This window comes from Parapedobacter sp. SGR-10, from assembly GCF_011030405.1.
GTDB lineage: Bacteria > Bacteroidota > Bacteroidia > Sphingobacteriales > Sphingobacteriaceae > Sphingobacterium.
Map to the genome: position 1 here is coordinate 1 of NZ_JAAJTJ010000034.1, position 13,508 is coordinate 13,508.

The window sequence follows — 13,508 nt, forward strand, 5'->3', positions numbered from 1 at the left end:
TGAAATGGCTATTCGTTTAGGAATAGATTAATCATAAAGAGGTCACATTGAAGGAGGTTGTTTTTAGCAGCCTCTTTCTTTTAGGGTTGCACATAACGCCCGGAGGCTTTGCGTTCGGGCGGGCTTTTTAGCACTGCACTTGATACGAAGACCCACAGTTTAAATTTAGCACAAATTTTCATACGAAGCACTTCGCCCCGCCTGACGCAAAACCGATGTTAGCGGTTCGTTGTTTGTCTTTCCGTATCCAACTGTAACAAAAAAAGTCAAGCGAAACACTTACTTCACTTGACTTTTAGTACTGTTGTCAGTCGTCTTTATTGTTCAGCGTGAAGCCCGACTTTGTTTCCTTCGCTGTCAATGATGATAGCAATAAAACCTGCTGGAATTTGTGTTTTGGGTGCAATCACTTTTCCGCCTGCCTGTTCTACTTTGTCAAGAACAGTTTGAATACTTGGGCTTGCGTTGATGTAAACGACTGTGCCATTGCTTGACGGATTGTTTCTTGCGGTCTTTGACAAAACGCCCGTTACTCGTCCCGATGTCGCTTGAACAACATTTGGATTGAAAGGGAAGAAAACAGCTTCATCGTTTCCGTCTGCACGTTTGACCATTTCTATGTCCAAAATAGTTTCGTAGAATTTTTTTGCCCTGTCAATGTCTGTTACAGGAATTTCAAACCAAGTCAAAACGTTGGTTTGCTCGTCAATTTTTTTCAACTTTTGCATATCTCTTATATTTTCAGCAAAGGTCAAAAATGTTGCGGTGTCAGACCTGTGATAAACGTCACATAATTATTCCAACACTCTGCGTTTTCTAATTCGGCTTAATGTTTCCCTTGCTACACCAAGAAAGGAAGCTAATTGAGAAAGTGAAACCCGTTGTAAAATTTCGGGATGTTTTACTTCTAAATATTCCAAACGTTCTTGTGCAGAATAGAGTTTGAACAAGGTTGAAAATTCTTCTTGTTTCGTAGCAAACAAGCGTATGCAATTTCTTCCCAAAGTTTCTATTTCGTTGGCTTGTTGGGCTGTTTGAAACAATTTGTCTTTGTTAAAAATTATGGTGGTTAATGGTTCACAAGCCACAATATTAAATTCCGATTTTTGCCCGTCGCCAAAACTGTTGATGTTGGTTGCAATTTCGTTTTCAAAGAAAAATCCTGTGTTTTTTACAACTCCGTCAATTTCATAATAGCTTTTGCAGTAGCCGTTGTCAATGTAAAAAAGTGAGTTGCAAACTTGTCCTTGTCTTAGTAGCAATTCGTTTTTCTTAAACTCTTTTTTTGTCAATACAGGTTGAAGCAGTTCCCAACTTCTGTCAGAAAAACTTGTCAGCGAACGAATGTATTTTAGAAGATTGTCCATTGATTTTTGTGTCTGCTGTGTCGTCCGTTACAATGACCGCTAACATCTGTTTTAACGAAACGAATATACGGAAAATTTCGCTTAACCAACCCTATATACGTGTTTCGTTATTTGACTTTTCTTTCTACATAAGATATTGATATATTTGTATTTAAAAAATAAAACCGCACAAATAGCGAAACAAAATATTATAAAATACTATTTCCCTGATATGAATAGCGAAATCATACTTGAAACCTTCGAAAAGAGATTGCTGATGCAGAGATATGCTGGCAATACCATTAGATCGTACAAGGATTACGCTAGTATATTTCTTAAACATGTTAGCAAATACCCCTCCCTTGAAGAAATTCCACTGTCAGATATTGAGGCGTTTATAAACGAAAAAGTTCAAAATGGGAAAATTAGTGTTTCCTATCAAAAAGGATTAGTGGGCGCAATCAAGAAGATGTACGAACTGATATTGGACAAAAAAATCCAACTGGATTACTTATACCCGAAACGCTCATTTTCTAAATTACCTAAATTCTTTTCAAAAGAAGAAGTAAGAAATATTCTCGATAACACTCAAAATCTAAAACACAAGGCTATTCTGATGACAATCTATAGTTGTGGACTACGTCTTAGCGAACTGTTGAATCTCAAAATCAAAGACATAAAATCTTCCGATGGAATTATCAGAATCCATCAAAGCAAAGGTAATAAAGATCGGATTGTATCATTACCAGACAAATTGCTGGCGACTTTGAGACATTATTATCAAGCATTCAAGCCAAAGGAGTACCTCTTCGAAGGTGAGAAGGGTGGCAAGTATAGCGAACGAAGTGTACAGTTGATTCTGAAAAAAGCATTGATCAAAGCAAATGTTCAGTCGGAAGGCTCTGTACATACATTGCGACATTCTTATGCCACACATTTAATCCAATCAGGTATCGATATCCGAATTGTAAAAGAGTTATTGGGTCATGAAAATATAAAAACGACTATGATCTACACTCATATCACTGACATAGACAAGCAAAAGACTCCTAGCCCTCTTGATTTTTTATAAGAATAAGATGAACTTTTCACGCTCTATAGAAACAAGCATTATGCTCCAATCATTCTTTAAGAAGGGTTATTCTTCTAGCTTAACTTAACTTTGCTTAGGTTATTGAATAATCAATATTCAGATATAATTTGTCCGAAATGTGTCCGAAAAAAGAAAAAGCCACTGATTATCAGTGGCTTTTGTCGGGGTGGCAGGATTCGAACCTACGACCTCCACATCCCAAATGTGGCGCGATACCGGGCTACGCTACACCCCGAAAAGGTATCACCTTTAAAAAGTATGCAAATATATAAACCTTTTTCCGCAAGTACAAACTAAGGAGCGCATTAAATTTAAAAAATACAGGAGTAAAATGCATTATAAGAAAAAATAAACTGTCTGAACAAAATGGAGTTTCACCATCGTTCAGACAGCTTGTAGACACGCTATTTAGCCGGGATGATCGTAATCTTTCTAAATTCTACACCGGTATGGTCACCTTGCAGATAGATTGGTCCTGGTTCCCCCTCTTTACTGTCCAACGCGCCTCCGGTAATGCCCGGTATCTCCTGGTTATTGATGACCGTTTTGCCATTGGCAACGACAGTCACCATACGTCCGCGGAGCGTGATCTCATATTTATTCCATTCATTCGGTCCCAAAGTAGCGATCTCACTCGGAGCCAAGAAACCATATACACCACTGAAGTACAATGATCCGGGGTGCCTGTCCATCGGTGAATCCTCGATCTGCACCTCATACCGTCCCCTCAAATATATACCCGAATTGCCTCCTTCTGCATAGCGGAATTCGGCGATCAGCTTAAAATCTTCAAAAGTCCGTTCCGTGATCAAGTTGGCACCTGCTTTTTGATTGATCAAGATACCATCCTTCACAATCCATTGATTATCATCAGAAGAAGTTTTCCACCCTGTCAGATCCTGGCCATTGAACAGTTCGATCGGCTCTCCCCATTGTACCTCACCGGTGCGTACCAAATAAGGTGCTTTCACTCCAGTGAAGTTAAAGATATTCCCTTTATTGGTCGTAATCGTACCTTTTATCTCCTCTCCTATCAATTCACCCTGGATTGTAAATAACCCGTCGCCACCTTCCCACTGTGGAGGGATCTCAAAAGAGAATGTGCCCTCATTAAGCTTGATGTGCGAAACAGGCCGGCTGCTGCCTGCATCTGAGACAAAGCCGCCCACCAATGTATTGAATCCAGACAGCTTGACTTCCAGCCACGACGGAACTTCTTTACCCTCCTTATCCACAGTTATGTCCCAACGACCGATCAAACCTTCAGCTTCTTTAGGGATTGTCTGCGTAGCCGGATTGTGAATTTCCTCTTTCTGTTTGTCTTTATGGACATCGTTACATGAAATCTGGGTCACGCCCATCATCGAGCCTAGTAAAATAAACAGGCTTGTAGATTTTCTAATCATTTTTATTGTCGTTTTTAGTTTAAGTTTTAAAAGTTCCCTCGCATAGTGTTGTTATCCCCTTTTCAGATGGTAACCTTACCAACAAGGCATTCACAAATTTATCATTTATTATTTGTTCGTCCCATGTTATCATGAAAATTCTTCATCTGAATAAATTGGAAATCCTTTTTTTGGACTACAATTGTCATGAAATCCTTATATACATTGTGCCTCAGTATCACACCTTTTTTCCTAGCCGGATACCAAAGAAGTCTTGGATTGGATGGGAGATGGCATCAAGGATGAGTATCCCCGAATAGGGTGCATAATACGCAAGTGATTCGATAGCTGTAAACAAAGGGTCCTCCTCGTGAATTTATTATAAGGAGAAAGCCGTGTTACTCTTCATGGTTTGGATCCACACCCCATTCTGTGAATCTCTTGGTGCAGCTGTTGTACACCTGTTGTATATCACTGACTTTGGTGAAATCATCGAAGTCAATTTTTTTATTTGCACAGGTGTACCCAAAAGATGGCGGAACGGTGTTACAATTAGGACACATCGTCATCGTAAAATAAACCAACATCCCTTTATACATACCGGCATACAGGTTTATTTCCATTGAATGCTGTTCAGTACATTTTAGCTCTTCTTTAAAGAACTCTTTTATTTGTAATGCACAGGCAGAGACCTCCTTCTGCTCATTTTCTTTTTTACAACCAAACAATAGGGCTACAGCAACTAATAACGTACACAATCTTTTCATATCAAGAGGTTTTATAGTAAAACGTACGAAAGACTTTTCCGCTACAATTCACCCTTCTAACCTTTGCAAGACTTAAAATTTATGGTATGCGATTATTATTTTTTATTTTTAGCCTTAACGACCTTATCTATCACCGGTTTTACAACACCTTCCATCACATCGTACCCTTCCGGAAGGGGGTGTACGCCGTCTTTTGCATATTTTTCGGGTAAGCCATTACGGGAATCTTTCATCGCGCTATGATAATCCACATAAGGAATTTTATGCTGTGCTGCATAAGTCTTTATCCTGTTGTTTAAAGCAACAATGTCATCGGCAGGTTTCAGTTCTTTGCGCCATCTGAATTCGTAAGCCGGTAAAATAGAGCATAATATGACTTTAATCTTATTGGCTTGGGCAAGTTCTACCATAGAAATAATATTGCCTAGCGTATTTTCGGGTGAAATATAGCCCAGGTTTCTTGCAATATCATTGGTTCCTGCCATGATGACTACTACCCTGGGTTTCAGATCTATGACATCTCTTCTAAACCTCACCAGCATTTGCATTGTTGTTTGTCCACCTATGCCTCTGCATAGATAGTTATTCGCCGTGAAAAAATCGGGATGTGCTTTATACCAGTTTTGGGTTATGGAATTGCCCATGAAAACAACCGCACCCTGTGGTGCTGTATTATTTGCCTCTTCGTATCTCGAAAAGTTTGCCGAGTCATCTTTTGCCGAGCCTGGCTGTGCCATAGCTATACAAAAATTTAAATAAATTATGGCGATTATATATTTGTGTAACCAAAACATTCCGTCATCTTGAGCCCATTCGACAGGCTCAGGGCAGGCTGTGTGAAACGCAGTCGACTGCGTAAGCAGGCATCAGGGACGTGTTGGTGCCTGTGGGGCTGATGCAACATTAGATCTCATCTAAGAAGGGATTAACCATGATGAGATTACCTTCGGTGAGCTCGCTACGCTCGGTTTGCTTCGCAGCTGCCTTCAGCGGTCTTCCGCTTCTCCGCCAACTGGCGGATCCGGTCAGAATGACGACGTTATTTATGGTTGGTCATGAAAGTATACAATTACCTAAATTTTTTCTTATACAGCTTATTTTCAGAAAATTGCAAGCAATAAAAAAAAGAGACATACCAGAATTAGGATTGGATTTTGCCTCTTTTGCAACTTTGGTAGCGGGGAGCAGGATCGAACTGCCGACCTCAGGGTTATGAATCCTGCGCTCTAACCATCTGAGCTACCCCGCCGTTTTTCGTGATGCAAATATAGCAATTCGGAATGATTTTCAAAGTTATTTTTAGATAAAATAACAAACGTTTTTGCCCTTATTCACCTTCAAAGCCACAAATCGCTAAAAATGAAAGCTATGTATTGTGAATAAAATACTTTGTTGTGAATAAAAATTATCATTCGGACTATACAATTAGAACAAAAAATTGTATTATTACAACCAACTCTTAAAAAGAAACAAATATTGTAAAGACGAGAACAGACTATGGCAGAGAAAACCAAAATAGAACTTGAATATATCATCAATTCTTCACCCAGAATACTATACCCCTATTTGGTCGAACCTAACGAACTGGCACAATGGTTTGCCGATGATGTCACCTATCATGATGGCGTGTATGAATTCATTTGGGACAATGAGTCTTTCAAGGCACGATTGGCAGCCTCCAAAGAGAACAAATACGCTAAATTTAAATGGATCGATGACGAACCGCATTACTTTGAATTAGAAATCATCCAAGACGAATTGACCAACGACGTCGCCCTCTCTGTTGTCGATTATGCCAAAGATGAAAATGTAGAGGACAGAAAAAAAATATGGGACAACTCAATTAGCTACCTACAAAGTGTAATCGGTGCATAAAAAAGACTATCTTTGTATAACTATTTTCTTCCACTCAAATCATTAGTTCCGGGAGGACAATAGCCTATATGAAACCGGCATGAGCTGCCAATTGGCAGACAAAAAATATGGCTCATGCAAGTTTCATTGCCTTTGAAAGGTAGTTAAAACAATGAAAAAGGTACATTTACTCATATTACAAGCATTCATCCGCCCATTTTTTGTCACTTTCTGTATTGTGATGTTTGTGCTTTTGATGCTTTTTTTATTCAAGTATATTGACGATCTGATTGGTAAGGGTTTCGAGTGGTACGTCATTCTGGAGCTACTCTCCTACCAATGTGCCGTACAGTTGACCATGGCTTTGCCCCTATCCATGCTCCTGTCGTCTATCATGACCTTTGGCAATCTGGGCGAAAGCTATGAACTTGTGGCGATCAAAGCCGCAGGCGTATCACTGCGGAAAGCCATGACCCCCTTATTTTTCCTTATTGGTATATTTGCTGGCGGTTCATTCCTTTTCTCCGACTATATCCTGCCCGTGGTCAATCTAAAAATGGGTTCGCTGCTTTATGACGTCCGAAATAAAAAAGCGGATTTTTTTATCAAGGCAGGTGTATTTAACAATACTATTCCAGGATATTCTATCCGGGCAAAGAACAAAAGTAAAGATGGCACCGTATTGTACAATCTTACTATTTACGACAATACCAAAGGCAGTGCAGGTAGCAACGTACTGTTGGCAAAAGAAGGATATATGTTTGACTCCCGGGATCAGAGTTTTATGATCCTCAAATTGAAGGACGGCGTGCGTTATGAGGATAGCCGCGTAAAAGATGCCAAACGCTATGATCCACGCCAACAATTCACACGCTTTTATTTCAAGGAAACAGAACAAAAGTTCAGCATGGAGGCGTTTCAAATGAAACGTACAGATGAGAATCTATTCAAATCACATCACCAAATGCTGAACCTGCGGCAACTGAAGCTCAAAACAGATTCCAATAAGGCACTGATAGACAGTATGACCGCAATGTATGCGTTGGAAAGTAAGTCGTCCATATTGTTCCAATCTCCATATTACAGAAAAGAAGTGGTGACTCCTGCTCAGATTGACCCTAAGGCAAACATATTGGATTATATCCCCAAAAGCTTGCGGGCATCGACACTGAGCAATGCTTTGATGCAAGTCCAGCAATCACAAGACATGAATACCAATAGACTTGCCGAATTCAAGCGGCTCGTCGATTCGGATATCCGGTACAGGATCGAGTTTCACCGCAAATTCACATTGGCCGTATCCTGTTTATTGCTATTTGGAATAGGTGCACCCTTAGGCGCCATTATCCGTAAGGGAGGCCTAGGAGCTCCAGTAGTCTTGTCCATTATCTTCTTTTTAACCTATCATATTATTTCCACCGTAGCCGAAAAATCAGCCAAAGACGGTGGTATTACCCCATTCTGGGGCATGTGGTCGGCCATATTCATTCTGACACCCTTAGCCATTTTCCTCACCTACAAATCCACTACGGACTCGGCGCTGTTTGATTTGGATCAGTATAAAGTCAAAGCCCAATTGATGTGGGAATGGGTTAAGGAGAAAATAAACTATAGGAGAAAAAAATCTGCCTAAAATCTTTATGACTCCAGTATTATAGAAAGAACAAAAAACAAACTTACCTTTGTACATATTTTAGCATAACATATACATAAGCACAATATATACATATCCATGGATATCAAACTGAATACGATAGAAGAAGCGATTGAAGATATCAAAGCCGGAAAAGTAATCATCGTCGTAGATGACGAGGACCGCGAAAACGAAGGTGATTTTGTGACCGCAGCACGTAATGCTACACCGGAGGTAATCAATTTCATGGCTACACATGGCCGCGGATTGGTCTGTGCCCCCTTGACAGAAGAACGTTGCAAAGAATTAAAACTTGCCCCCATGGTCGGCCAAAACACCGCTGTTTACGAAACAAACTTTACTGTATCCGTGGATCTTCAAGGTTATGGCTGTACGACAGGAATCTCTGCCTCGGATCGTTCAAAAACGATAAAAGCACTTATAGACCCCAACATCAAGCCCGAAGAATTGGGTAGGCCCGGACATATTTTTCCATTGATAGCGATGGACGGAGGCGTCCTCCGCCGTACGGGTCATACAGAAGCCTCGGTAGATCTAGCTCGTCTAGCAGGATTAGAACCAGCAGGGGTATTGGTCGAAATATTGAAGGATGATGGCGAAATGGCCAGGCTACCCGATCTGGTGGAAGTCGCCAAACGTTTTGATCTTAAGATCATTAGTATTGAGGACTTGATCGAATACCGTCTTAAGCACGATACACTAATCAAGGAAGAAGTAAACGTGCAAATGCCTACGGAATTTGGTGACTTTCAGCTAAAAGCATTCACACAAAAAAATACAGGCGAACAACACCTTGCTTTGTACAAAGGAGAATGGAAAGAGGACGAGCCTGTGTTGGTACGGGTACATAGTTCATGTCTGACAGGAGATATTTTTGGCTCATGTCGTTGCGATTGCGGGCCTCAGCTTCATAAATCCATGGAAATGATCCAACAGGAAGGAAAAGGAGTTATCGTCTATATGAACCAAGAAGGCCGTGGTATCGGCCTTATCAATAAATTACATGCCTATAAATTGCAAGAAGAAGGAATAGATACAGTGGATGCCAATATACAACTTGGATTCAAGGCCGATCTACGTGATTATGGTGTTGGGGCTCAAATTCTCCGCCATCTCGGTGTAAGGAAAATGAGGTTGATGTCCAACAATCCTACCAAACGAGCGGGTCTCATCGGATACGGTCTGGAAATAGTGGAAAATGTGCCTATAGAAATCAGCCCTAATCCCTATAATGAGGAATACCTCAAAACCAAACGGGATCGCATGGGACATGCTATCTTAAAGAATCTATAAACAAGTACGGAGGCAGTACTGCCTCCGTACTTGTTTCATTCAAATAAGTTAATCAACCTTCTCTCCTCTTTTCCCTCGATAGCCCTTATAGAGTTTGATCAGCAGCACCAATAGGATAGCCAGACCAACCAAGCCTACAACGCCATAGATCCAACTCAAAGCAGACTTGAGGACAACGGTAAATACAATAGCGAATAGCAAAAGAGTAGCAACTTCGTTCCATAAGCGCAATCGTCCGGATGTCCAGGTAGACTTGTCGTCCCGAAGCTTGTACATGATACGCTGCGTGATAAAATGATAAACAATCATACCTACGACAAACAACAGCTTCATGTGCATCCACCCCATGGTCAGGAGAGCAGGATTCACATACAGCATGACTGATGCTGAGACTATGGTCAAATACATGGCTGGGGTAGTAATAACCCACCACAGTCTGTTTTCCATGATGGTAAACTGTCGATGCAATACCTCATAGGCTGCCATACCCTTACCTTTGGCTTCTGTATGGTAAATAAATAGCCTGGGCATATAAAAAAGCCCTGCCATCCAACAAACCACAAAGATAATATGTATCGCCTTGGCGTATAAGTACAACATGAATTATGAATTATGAATTATGAATTATGAATTATGAATTAGGCTCGTAATTTCTAATTCGTAATTCATAATTTATCAATACCTAAACCCCTTGACCACATCTATGGCGTATTTCACATTATCAAATGGAATATCCGGCATGATGCCATGTCCAAGGTTAAAGATGAAACCACTTTCACCGCGCATATGTTCAAACAGTTGCAATATCTTTTCACGGATTACTTTTTTGTCTGCATACAGGACAAAAGGATCCAGATTACCCTGTACGGCTATGCCTTCGGGCAAAGCTTGTTTGATATTGCGAAGATCGGCGTTCCAATCCACGGAAATCACATCCGGATGTGCTTCTGCCATCATTGGTGCAAAGACAGACGATCCCTTGCAAAAAGAAATTACCGGAACCGATCTCTTGATTCTGGACAAAATATATGTATTGTAATGGTGCGAAAAGTCCCTGTAATCATTCCACGACAATGCCAAGGCCCAACTATCAAACAACTGTACGGCATTGACCCCGGCATCGATCTGCATATTCAAATAATCCACCGTGACATCAGCAATCTTTTGCAGGATGAAATGAGCCAAGGCCGGTTCATTGTTCAACAACAATTTTGTACGTTTAAAATCTTTGGAAGAACCACCTTCTACGAGATAGCTCAATACGGTAAACGGTGCACCTGCAAAACCAATCAAGGGAATACGGCCCTTCAAACGCTGTTGAACGACATGAATGGCGTCTGCTACATATTGCAATCTGTCCACACAATCTACCGAAAGCCGTTCTGCATCCTGCATGGACCGAACGGGATTGGAAAAACGAGGGCCTACCCCTTGCTCGAAGGACAGCTCACCCCCCATCGCTTCAGCCGTGACCAAGATGTCCGAAAACAAGATAGCCGCATCTATATCCAATAGATCTACGGGCAACATGGTCACATCGGCAGCTATCTCCGGCGTTTTACACATTTCCAGAAAACTGTGCTTATTCTTGATCTCCCAATATTCAGGCATGAAACGTCCTGCTTGACGCATCATCCACACCGGAGGTCTTTCCGTTGACTGCGAAAGGGCAGCTCTGATCAACAAATCGTTTTGTAAAGTCGTACTCACTACTTAAATTAAAAGGTTAAAATTAAAAATTAAAAAAACTGCACAGTTTCAAATCTCCTCTCCCTCTACTCGCACTGTCGCAAGTTTAACGAAGTGTAACTTGTGACCCTTACTGTCCGTAGAGTTCTGAAAGGTCTCTACGGACTTTTTTGACAAACAGGAGTCCGAGACTCCCTCTCCATCGTCCAATCCTTAGTGACCGCTACGCTGAACACTAAGGATAGTAAAGACAACGCTTCATATCTGTTACAGATTACCTCTAATCTTTTGGATAATCTCTTGTTGACGAGCCGTAAGTCTCAATTTTTCAGCTACAGCAAGGTATCCTTCTACCCGTTCCTTATCTCCTTTTCTTAGATTAATATTAGCCAGATTGATGAGCACCATACCTTTTTCATGATCTTTCCTCCAGGGCAAGCGAGAAGCCAATTGAAAATGATACTCAGCTTCGTCGACCCTACCTTCCTTCAATGCAATATTGCCCTGCATAAATTCATAGAAATTCCGTCGGCCTTTGCGCAAATGATCAGGATTCTTAATTTCAGACAGGAGATTCTTGGTTTTCTCATAATCCTGCTTATGAAACGCCTGCGTAGCCAAAAAAACCGTCCCCTCCCTATATTGGCTCCATACAATATAGCCGATAATCCCCAACAGATAAATACACACGCTATAATATCCTGACACCAGACAGTACGCCAAAGCGATCACAACCAAAGCAATGATAATAAACCTGGATCGGGTATTCATGCTTAGTTTTCTGTTTGTACTTCAGGATTATCCGTAAACTTGTACCCTACCCCCCGTATAGAATGGAAATAGATAGGATGCTTTTGATCCGGTTCGAAATATTTACGGAATGTCAATATGAAATTGTCGATCGTACGCGTAGAAGGGTACACGTCATAGTTCCACACCGTCTCCAATATCTGCTCTCTCGAGACAGCCTCATTCCTGCGCTCGATCAGCAATTTAAGCAACATCGTCTCTTTTTTCGTCAAGGAAGTAACCGTACCGTCGGCATGGTGCAATTCGTAGGAATTGAAATAAATGGTCTTGTCACCAATGGTATAAGAGTTCAATTCTTTTAATTCATCGCCTTTCATGCCACGACGAATCAGATTGCCAACACGAAGGATCAGTTCTTCGAGGTTAAATGGTTTGACCAGATAATCATCGGCTCCTTTTTTCAAGCCGGTGATCCGATCTTCACTGCTGTTTTTGGCAGTCAAAAACATGATAGGGACTTCAGTATTCTGCAAGCGAATGGTTTCTGCAACTTGAAAACCGTCGATTTCGGGAATCATCACATCTAGAATAATCAAGTTAAAACGTTCTTCCTTAAAGATTTTCAACGCTTTCTTTCCATCCGTTGCAGTAGTCACACGGTAACCTTCCAATTCAAGGTTCAATTTGATGGCTTCCAACAAATGCTCTTCATCTTCGACCAATAGTATTCTTTGCTTACTTTGCATAATTTTCAAATGTTACTTCAAACACGCTGCCGGACGGCTTGTTGTCCTTGACCGTAATACTGGCATTGTGCTTTTGCAATACCGATTTTACTATATATAACCCCAAACCAGTTCCCTTGGTTTTACGGGTTGACTCATTTCCGATTCGGTAAAATTTATTGAATATCAACCTTTTTTCTTCATCGGGAATCCCGATACCATGATCTGCTACCGAAAAGATAAGGTTTTCTCCTTTTTTGTACAAATTTACTTCTACATTGGCGCAAGGAGGCGAATATTTTATGGCATTCTCCACCAGATTCGTTACGACATTCGTAATGGCAAACTTATCTGCATGTAGAACCAGTCCTTCTTCTATATTAGGTTTCAGTATCTCTGTTTTGCAGGCATTTTTCTGCAACCTGTCTAAAATATCAAGCACCAGTTCGGACAGATTAAAGTCTTCTTTGGGCAGATTGAAGCTCCTGTTTTCCAATTTGGTTGCCAGCAATACATTTTCGACCAGATAATCCAGCCGCTCGATATCTTTGAGAGAATTACCCAAAAAAACTTGCTGTTGTTCACGATCCAGGTCCCTTTTGAGAATAGTCTGTAGATACAATTTGACGGAGGCCAAGGGAGATTTCAGTTCATGCGTCACCGCCAACAGAAAATTCTGCTGCTGCTGACGATAGTATCTTTCTCTTTCAAAGTGCTTTTTGAGCTTAATAACAGCCAAGGTAAAAATGGCCAAGAAGATAAGCCCCTCACCTATGACCATCCCCTTACGATCTGGAACATACTTTACAAACATATATCCCCAACCGATAAGCTGGCAGAGGGCATAGAATGCCAACAGATAAAACCAAAACAACGCTCTCTTCATGTATGCGATTTCAACAAAAATAGACAAATACCCCTGCATAATAAAATATGGCTCATTTTATGACAC

General features: G+C 40.9%; 14 protein-coding genes and 2 tRNA genes. 4 read left to right on the forward strand and 12 right to left on the reverse strand.

Features of this window, described 5'->3' with window-relative positions; genetic code table 11:
* Window positions 1–317 precede the first annotated feature (317 nt).
* Both G5B00_RS16475 and G5B00_RS16480 read right to left on the reverse strand, forming a co-directional pair.
* Entirely contained in the window at window positions 318–728 is a 411-nt protein-coding gene (locus G5B00_RS16475) for a VOC family protein (protein ID WP_163878102.1), read from the reverse strand.
* A 66-nt stretch (window positions 729–794) separates the two neighbouring features.
* A complete protein-coding gene (locus tag G5B00_RS16480) occupies window positions 795–1,367 on the reverse strand; it encodes a Crp/Fnr family transcriptional regulator (RefSeq protein ID WP_163878105.1) in 573 nt (190 codons plus the stop codon).
* A gap of 211 nt (window positions 1,368–1,578) precedes the next feature.
* On the opposite strand from G5B00_RS16480, the gene G5B00_RS16485 reads away from it, so the two are divergent.
* Entirely contained in the window at window positions 1,579–2,418 is an 840-nt protein-coding gene (locus G5B00_RS16485; protein ID WP_026357444.1) for a tyrosine-type recombinase/integrase, read from the forward strand.
* Window positions 2,419–2,600: 182 nt separating this feature from the next.
* Here G5B00_RS16485 and G5B00_RS16490 read toward each other — a convergent pair.
* The 5 genes from G5B00_RS16490 to G5B00_RS16510 all read right to left on the reverse strand — a co-directional run bounded on the left by G5B00_RS16490 (window position 2,601) and on the right by G5B00_RS16510 (window position 5,840).
* Window positions 2,601–2,674 (reverse strand) — tRNA-Pro (locus G5B00_RS16490).
* A 169-nt stretch (window positions 2,675–2,843) separates the two neighbouring features.
* Window positions 2,844–3,845 (reverse strand): DUF1080 domain-containing protein, encoded by a 1,002-nt coding sequence (locus G5B00_RS16495; RefSeq protein WP_163878108.1) that lies wholly within the window; start codon window positions 3,843–3,845, stop codon window positions 2,844–2,846.
* Window positions 3,846–4,222: 377 nt separating this feature from the next.
* Window positions 4,223–4,591 carry a hypothetical protein gene (locus G5B00_RS16500; protein ID WP_163878111.1) on the reverse strand — a complete coding sequence of 123 codons (369 nt, stop codon included), beginning with the start codon at window positions 4,589–4,591 and terminating at the stop codon, window positions 4,223–4,225.
* Window positions 4,592–4,686: 95 nt separating this feature from the next.
* The gene (locus G5B00_RS16505) at window positions 4,687–5,328 is read right to left on the reverse strand and encodes an SGNH/GDSL hydrolase family protein (protein WP_163878114.1); all 642 of its coding nucleotides are present in this window, start codon (window positions 5,326–5,328) and stop codon (window positions 4,687–4,689) included.
* Between the two features lie 435 nt (window positions 5,329–5,763).
* Window positions 5,764–5,840: transfer RNA gene (locus G5B00_RS16510), tRNA-Met, on the reverse strand.
* 248 nt (window positions 5,841–6,088) lie between these two features.
* Between G5B00_RS16510 and G5B00_RS16515 the strand changes: the two genes are divergently transcribed.
* From G5B00_RS16515 to G5B00_RS16525, 3 genes are all read left to right on the forward strand, one after another.
* Entirely contained in the window at window positions 6,089–6,466 is a 378-nt protein-coding gene (locus G5B00_RS16515) for an START-like domain-containing protein (protein WP_163878116.1), read from the forward strand.
* A gap of 151 nt (window positions 6,467–6,617) precedes the next feature.
* Complete coding sequence (locus G5B00_RS16520; protein WP_163878119.1) at window positions 6,618–8,078, forward strand: LptF/LptG family permease; 1,461 nt, start codon at window positions 6,618–6,620, stop codon at window positions 8,076–8,078.
* Between the two features lie 99 nt (window positions 8,079–8,177).
* Window positions 8,178–9,392, forward strand: a complete 1,215-nt coding sequence (locus G5B00_RS16525) for a bifunctional 3,4-dihydroxy-2-butanone-4-phosphate synthase/GTP cyclohydrolase II (RefSeq protein WP_163878122.1) — start codon at window positions 8,178–8,180, stop codon at window positions 9,390–9,392.
* A 48-nt stretch (window positions 9,393–9,440) separates the two neighbouring features.
* Here the strand turns inward: G5B00_RS16525 and G5B00_RS16530 are convergent, their stop codons facing one another.
* The 5 genes from G5B00_RS16530 to G5B00_RS16550 form a co-directional block, all read right to left on the reverse strand.
* Complete coding sequence (locus G5B00_RS16530) at window positions 9,441–9,992, reverse strand: CopD family protein (protein WP_163878125.1); 552 nt, start codon at window positions 9,990–9,992, stop codon at window positions 9,441–9,443.
* Between the two features lie 75 nt (window positions 9,993–10,067).
* A complete protein-coding gene (hemE, locus tag G5B00_RS16535) occupies window positions 10,068–11,102 on the reverse strand; it encodes a uroporphyrinogen decarboxylase (RefSeq protein WP_163878127.1) in 1,035 nt (344 codons plus the stop codon).
* A gap of 246 nt (window positions 11,103–11,348) precedes the next feature.
* Window positions 11,349–11,852, reverse strand: a complete 504-nt coding sequence (locus tag G5B00_RS16540; protein ID WP_163878129.1) for a hypothetical protein — start codon at window positions 11,850–11,852, stop codon at window positions 11,349–11,351.
* A 2-nt stretch (window positions 11,853–11,854) separates the two neighbouring features.
* Window positions 11,855–12,577 carry a response regulator transcription factor gene (locus G5B00_RS16545; RefSeq protein WP_163878132.1) on the reverse strand — a complete coding sequence of 241 codons (723 nt, stop codon included), beginning with the start codon at window positions 12,575–12,577 and terminating at the stop codon, window positions 11,855–11,857.
* Window positions 12,567–13,442, reverse strand: coding sequence for a sensor histidine kinase (locus G5B00_RS16550; protein WP_163878135.1), 876 nt, complete (start codon window positions 13,440–13,442; stop codon window positions 12,567–12,569). The genes G5B00_RS16545 and G5B00_RS16550 overlap by 11 nt, the downstream gene beginning before the upstream one ends.
* Window positions 13,443–13,508: the final 66 nt, after the last annotated feature.

Coding starts and splice junctions, on each gene's coding strand:
- G5B00_RS16475 (WP_163878102.1), bottom strand. CDS start 728: ATGCAAAAGTTGAAAAAAATTGACGAGCAAACCAACGTTTTGACTTGG.
- G5B00_RS16480 (WP_163878105.1), bottom strand. CDS start 1,367: ATGGACAATCTTCTAAAATACATTCGTTCGCTGACAAGTTTTTCTGAC.
- G5B00_RS16485 (WP_026357444.1), top strand. CDS start 1,579: ATGAATAGCGAAATCATACTTGAAACCTTCGAAAAGAGATTGCTGATG.
- G5B00_RS16495 (WP_163878108.1), bottom strand. CDS start 3,845: ATGATTAGAAAATCTACAAGCCTGTTTATTTTACTAGGCTCGATGATG.
- G5B00_RS16500 (WP_163878111.1), bottom strand. CDS start 4,591: ATGAAAAGATTGTGTACGTTATTAGTTGCTGTAGCCCTATTGTTTGGT.
- G5B00_RS16505 (WP_163878114.1), bottom strand. CDS start 5,328: ATGGCACAGCCAGGCTCGGCAAAAGATGACTCGGCAAACTTTTCGAGA.
- G5B00_RS16515 (WP_163878116.1), top strand. CDS start 6,089: ATGGCAGAGAAAACCAAAATAGAACTTGAATATATCATCAATTCTTCA.
- G5B00_RS16520 (WP_163878119.1), top strand. CDS start 6,618: ATGAAAAAGGTACATTTACTCATATTACAAGCATTCATCCGCCCATTT.
- G5B00_RS16525 (WP_163878122.1), top strand. CDS start 8,178: ATGGATATCAAACTGAATACGATAGAAGAAGCGATTGAAGATATCAAA.
- G5B00_RS16530 (WP_163878125.1), bottom strand. CDS start 9,992: ATGTTGTACTTATACGCCAAGGCGATACATATTATCTTTGTGGTTTGT.
- G5B00_RS16540 (WP_163878129.1), bottom strand. CDS start 11,852: ATGAATACCCGATCCAGGTTTATTATCATTGCTTTGGTTGTGATCGCT.
- G5B00_RS16545 (WP_163878132.1), bottom strand. CDS start 12,577: ATGCAAAGTAAGCAAAGAATACTATTGGTCGAAGATGAAGAGCATTTG.
- G5B00_RS16550 (WP_163878135.1), bottom strand. CDS start 13,442: ATGAAGAGAGCGTTGTTTTGGTTTTATCTGTTGGCATTCTATGCCCTC.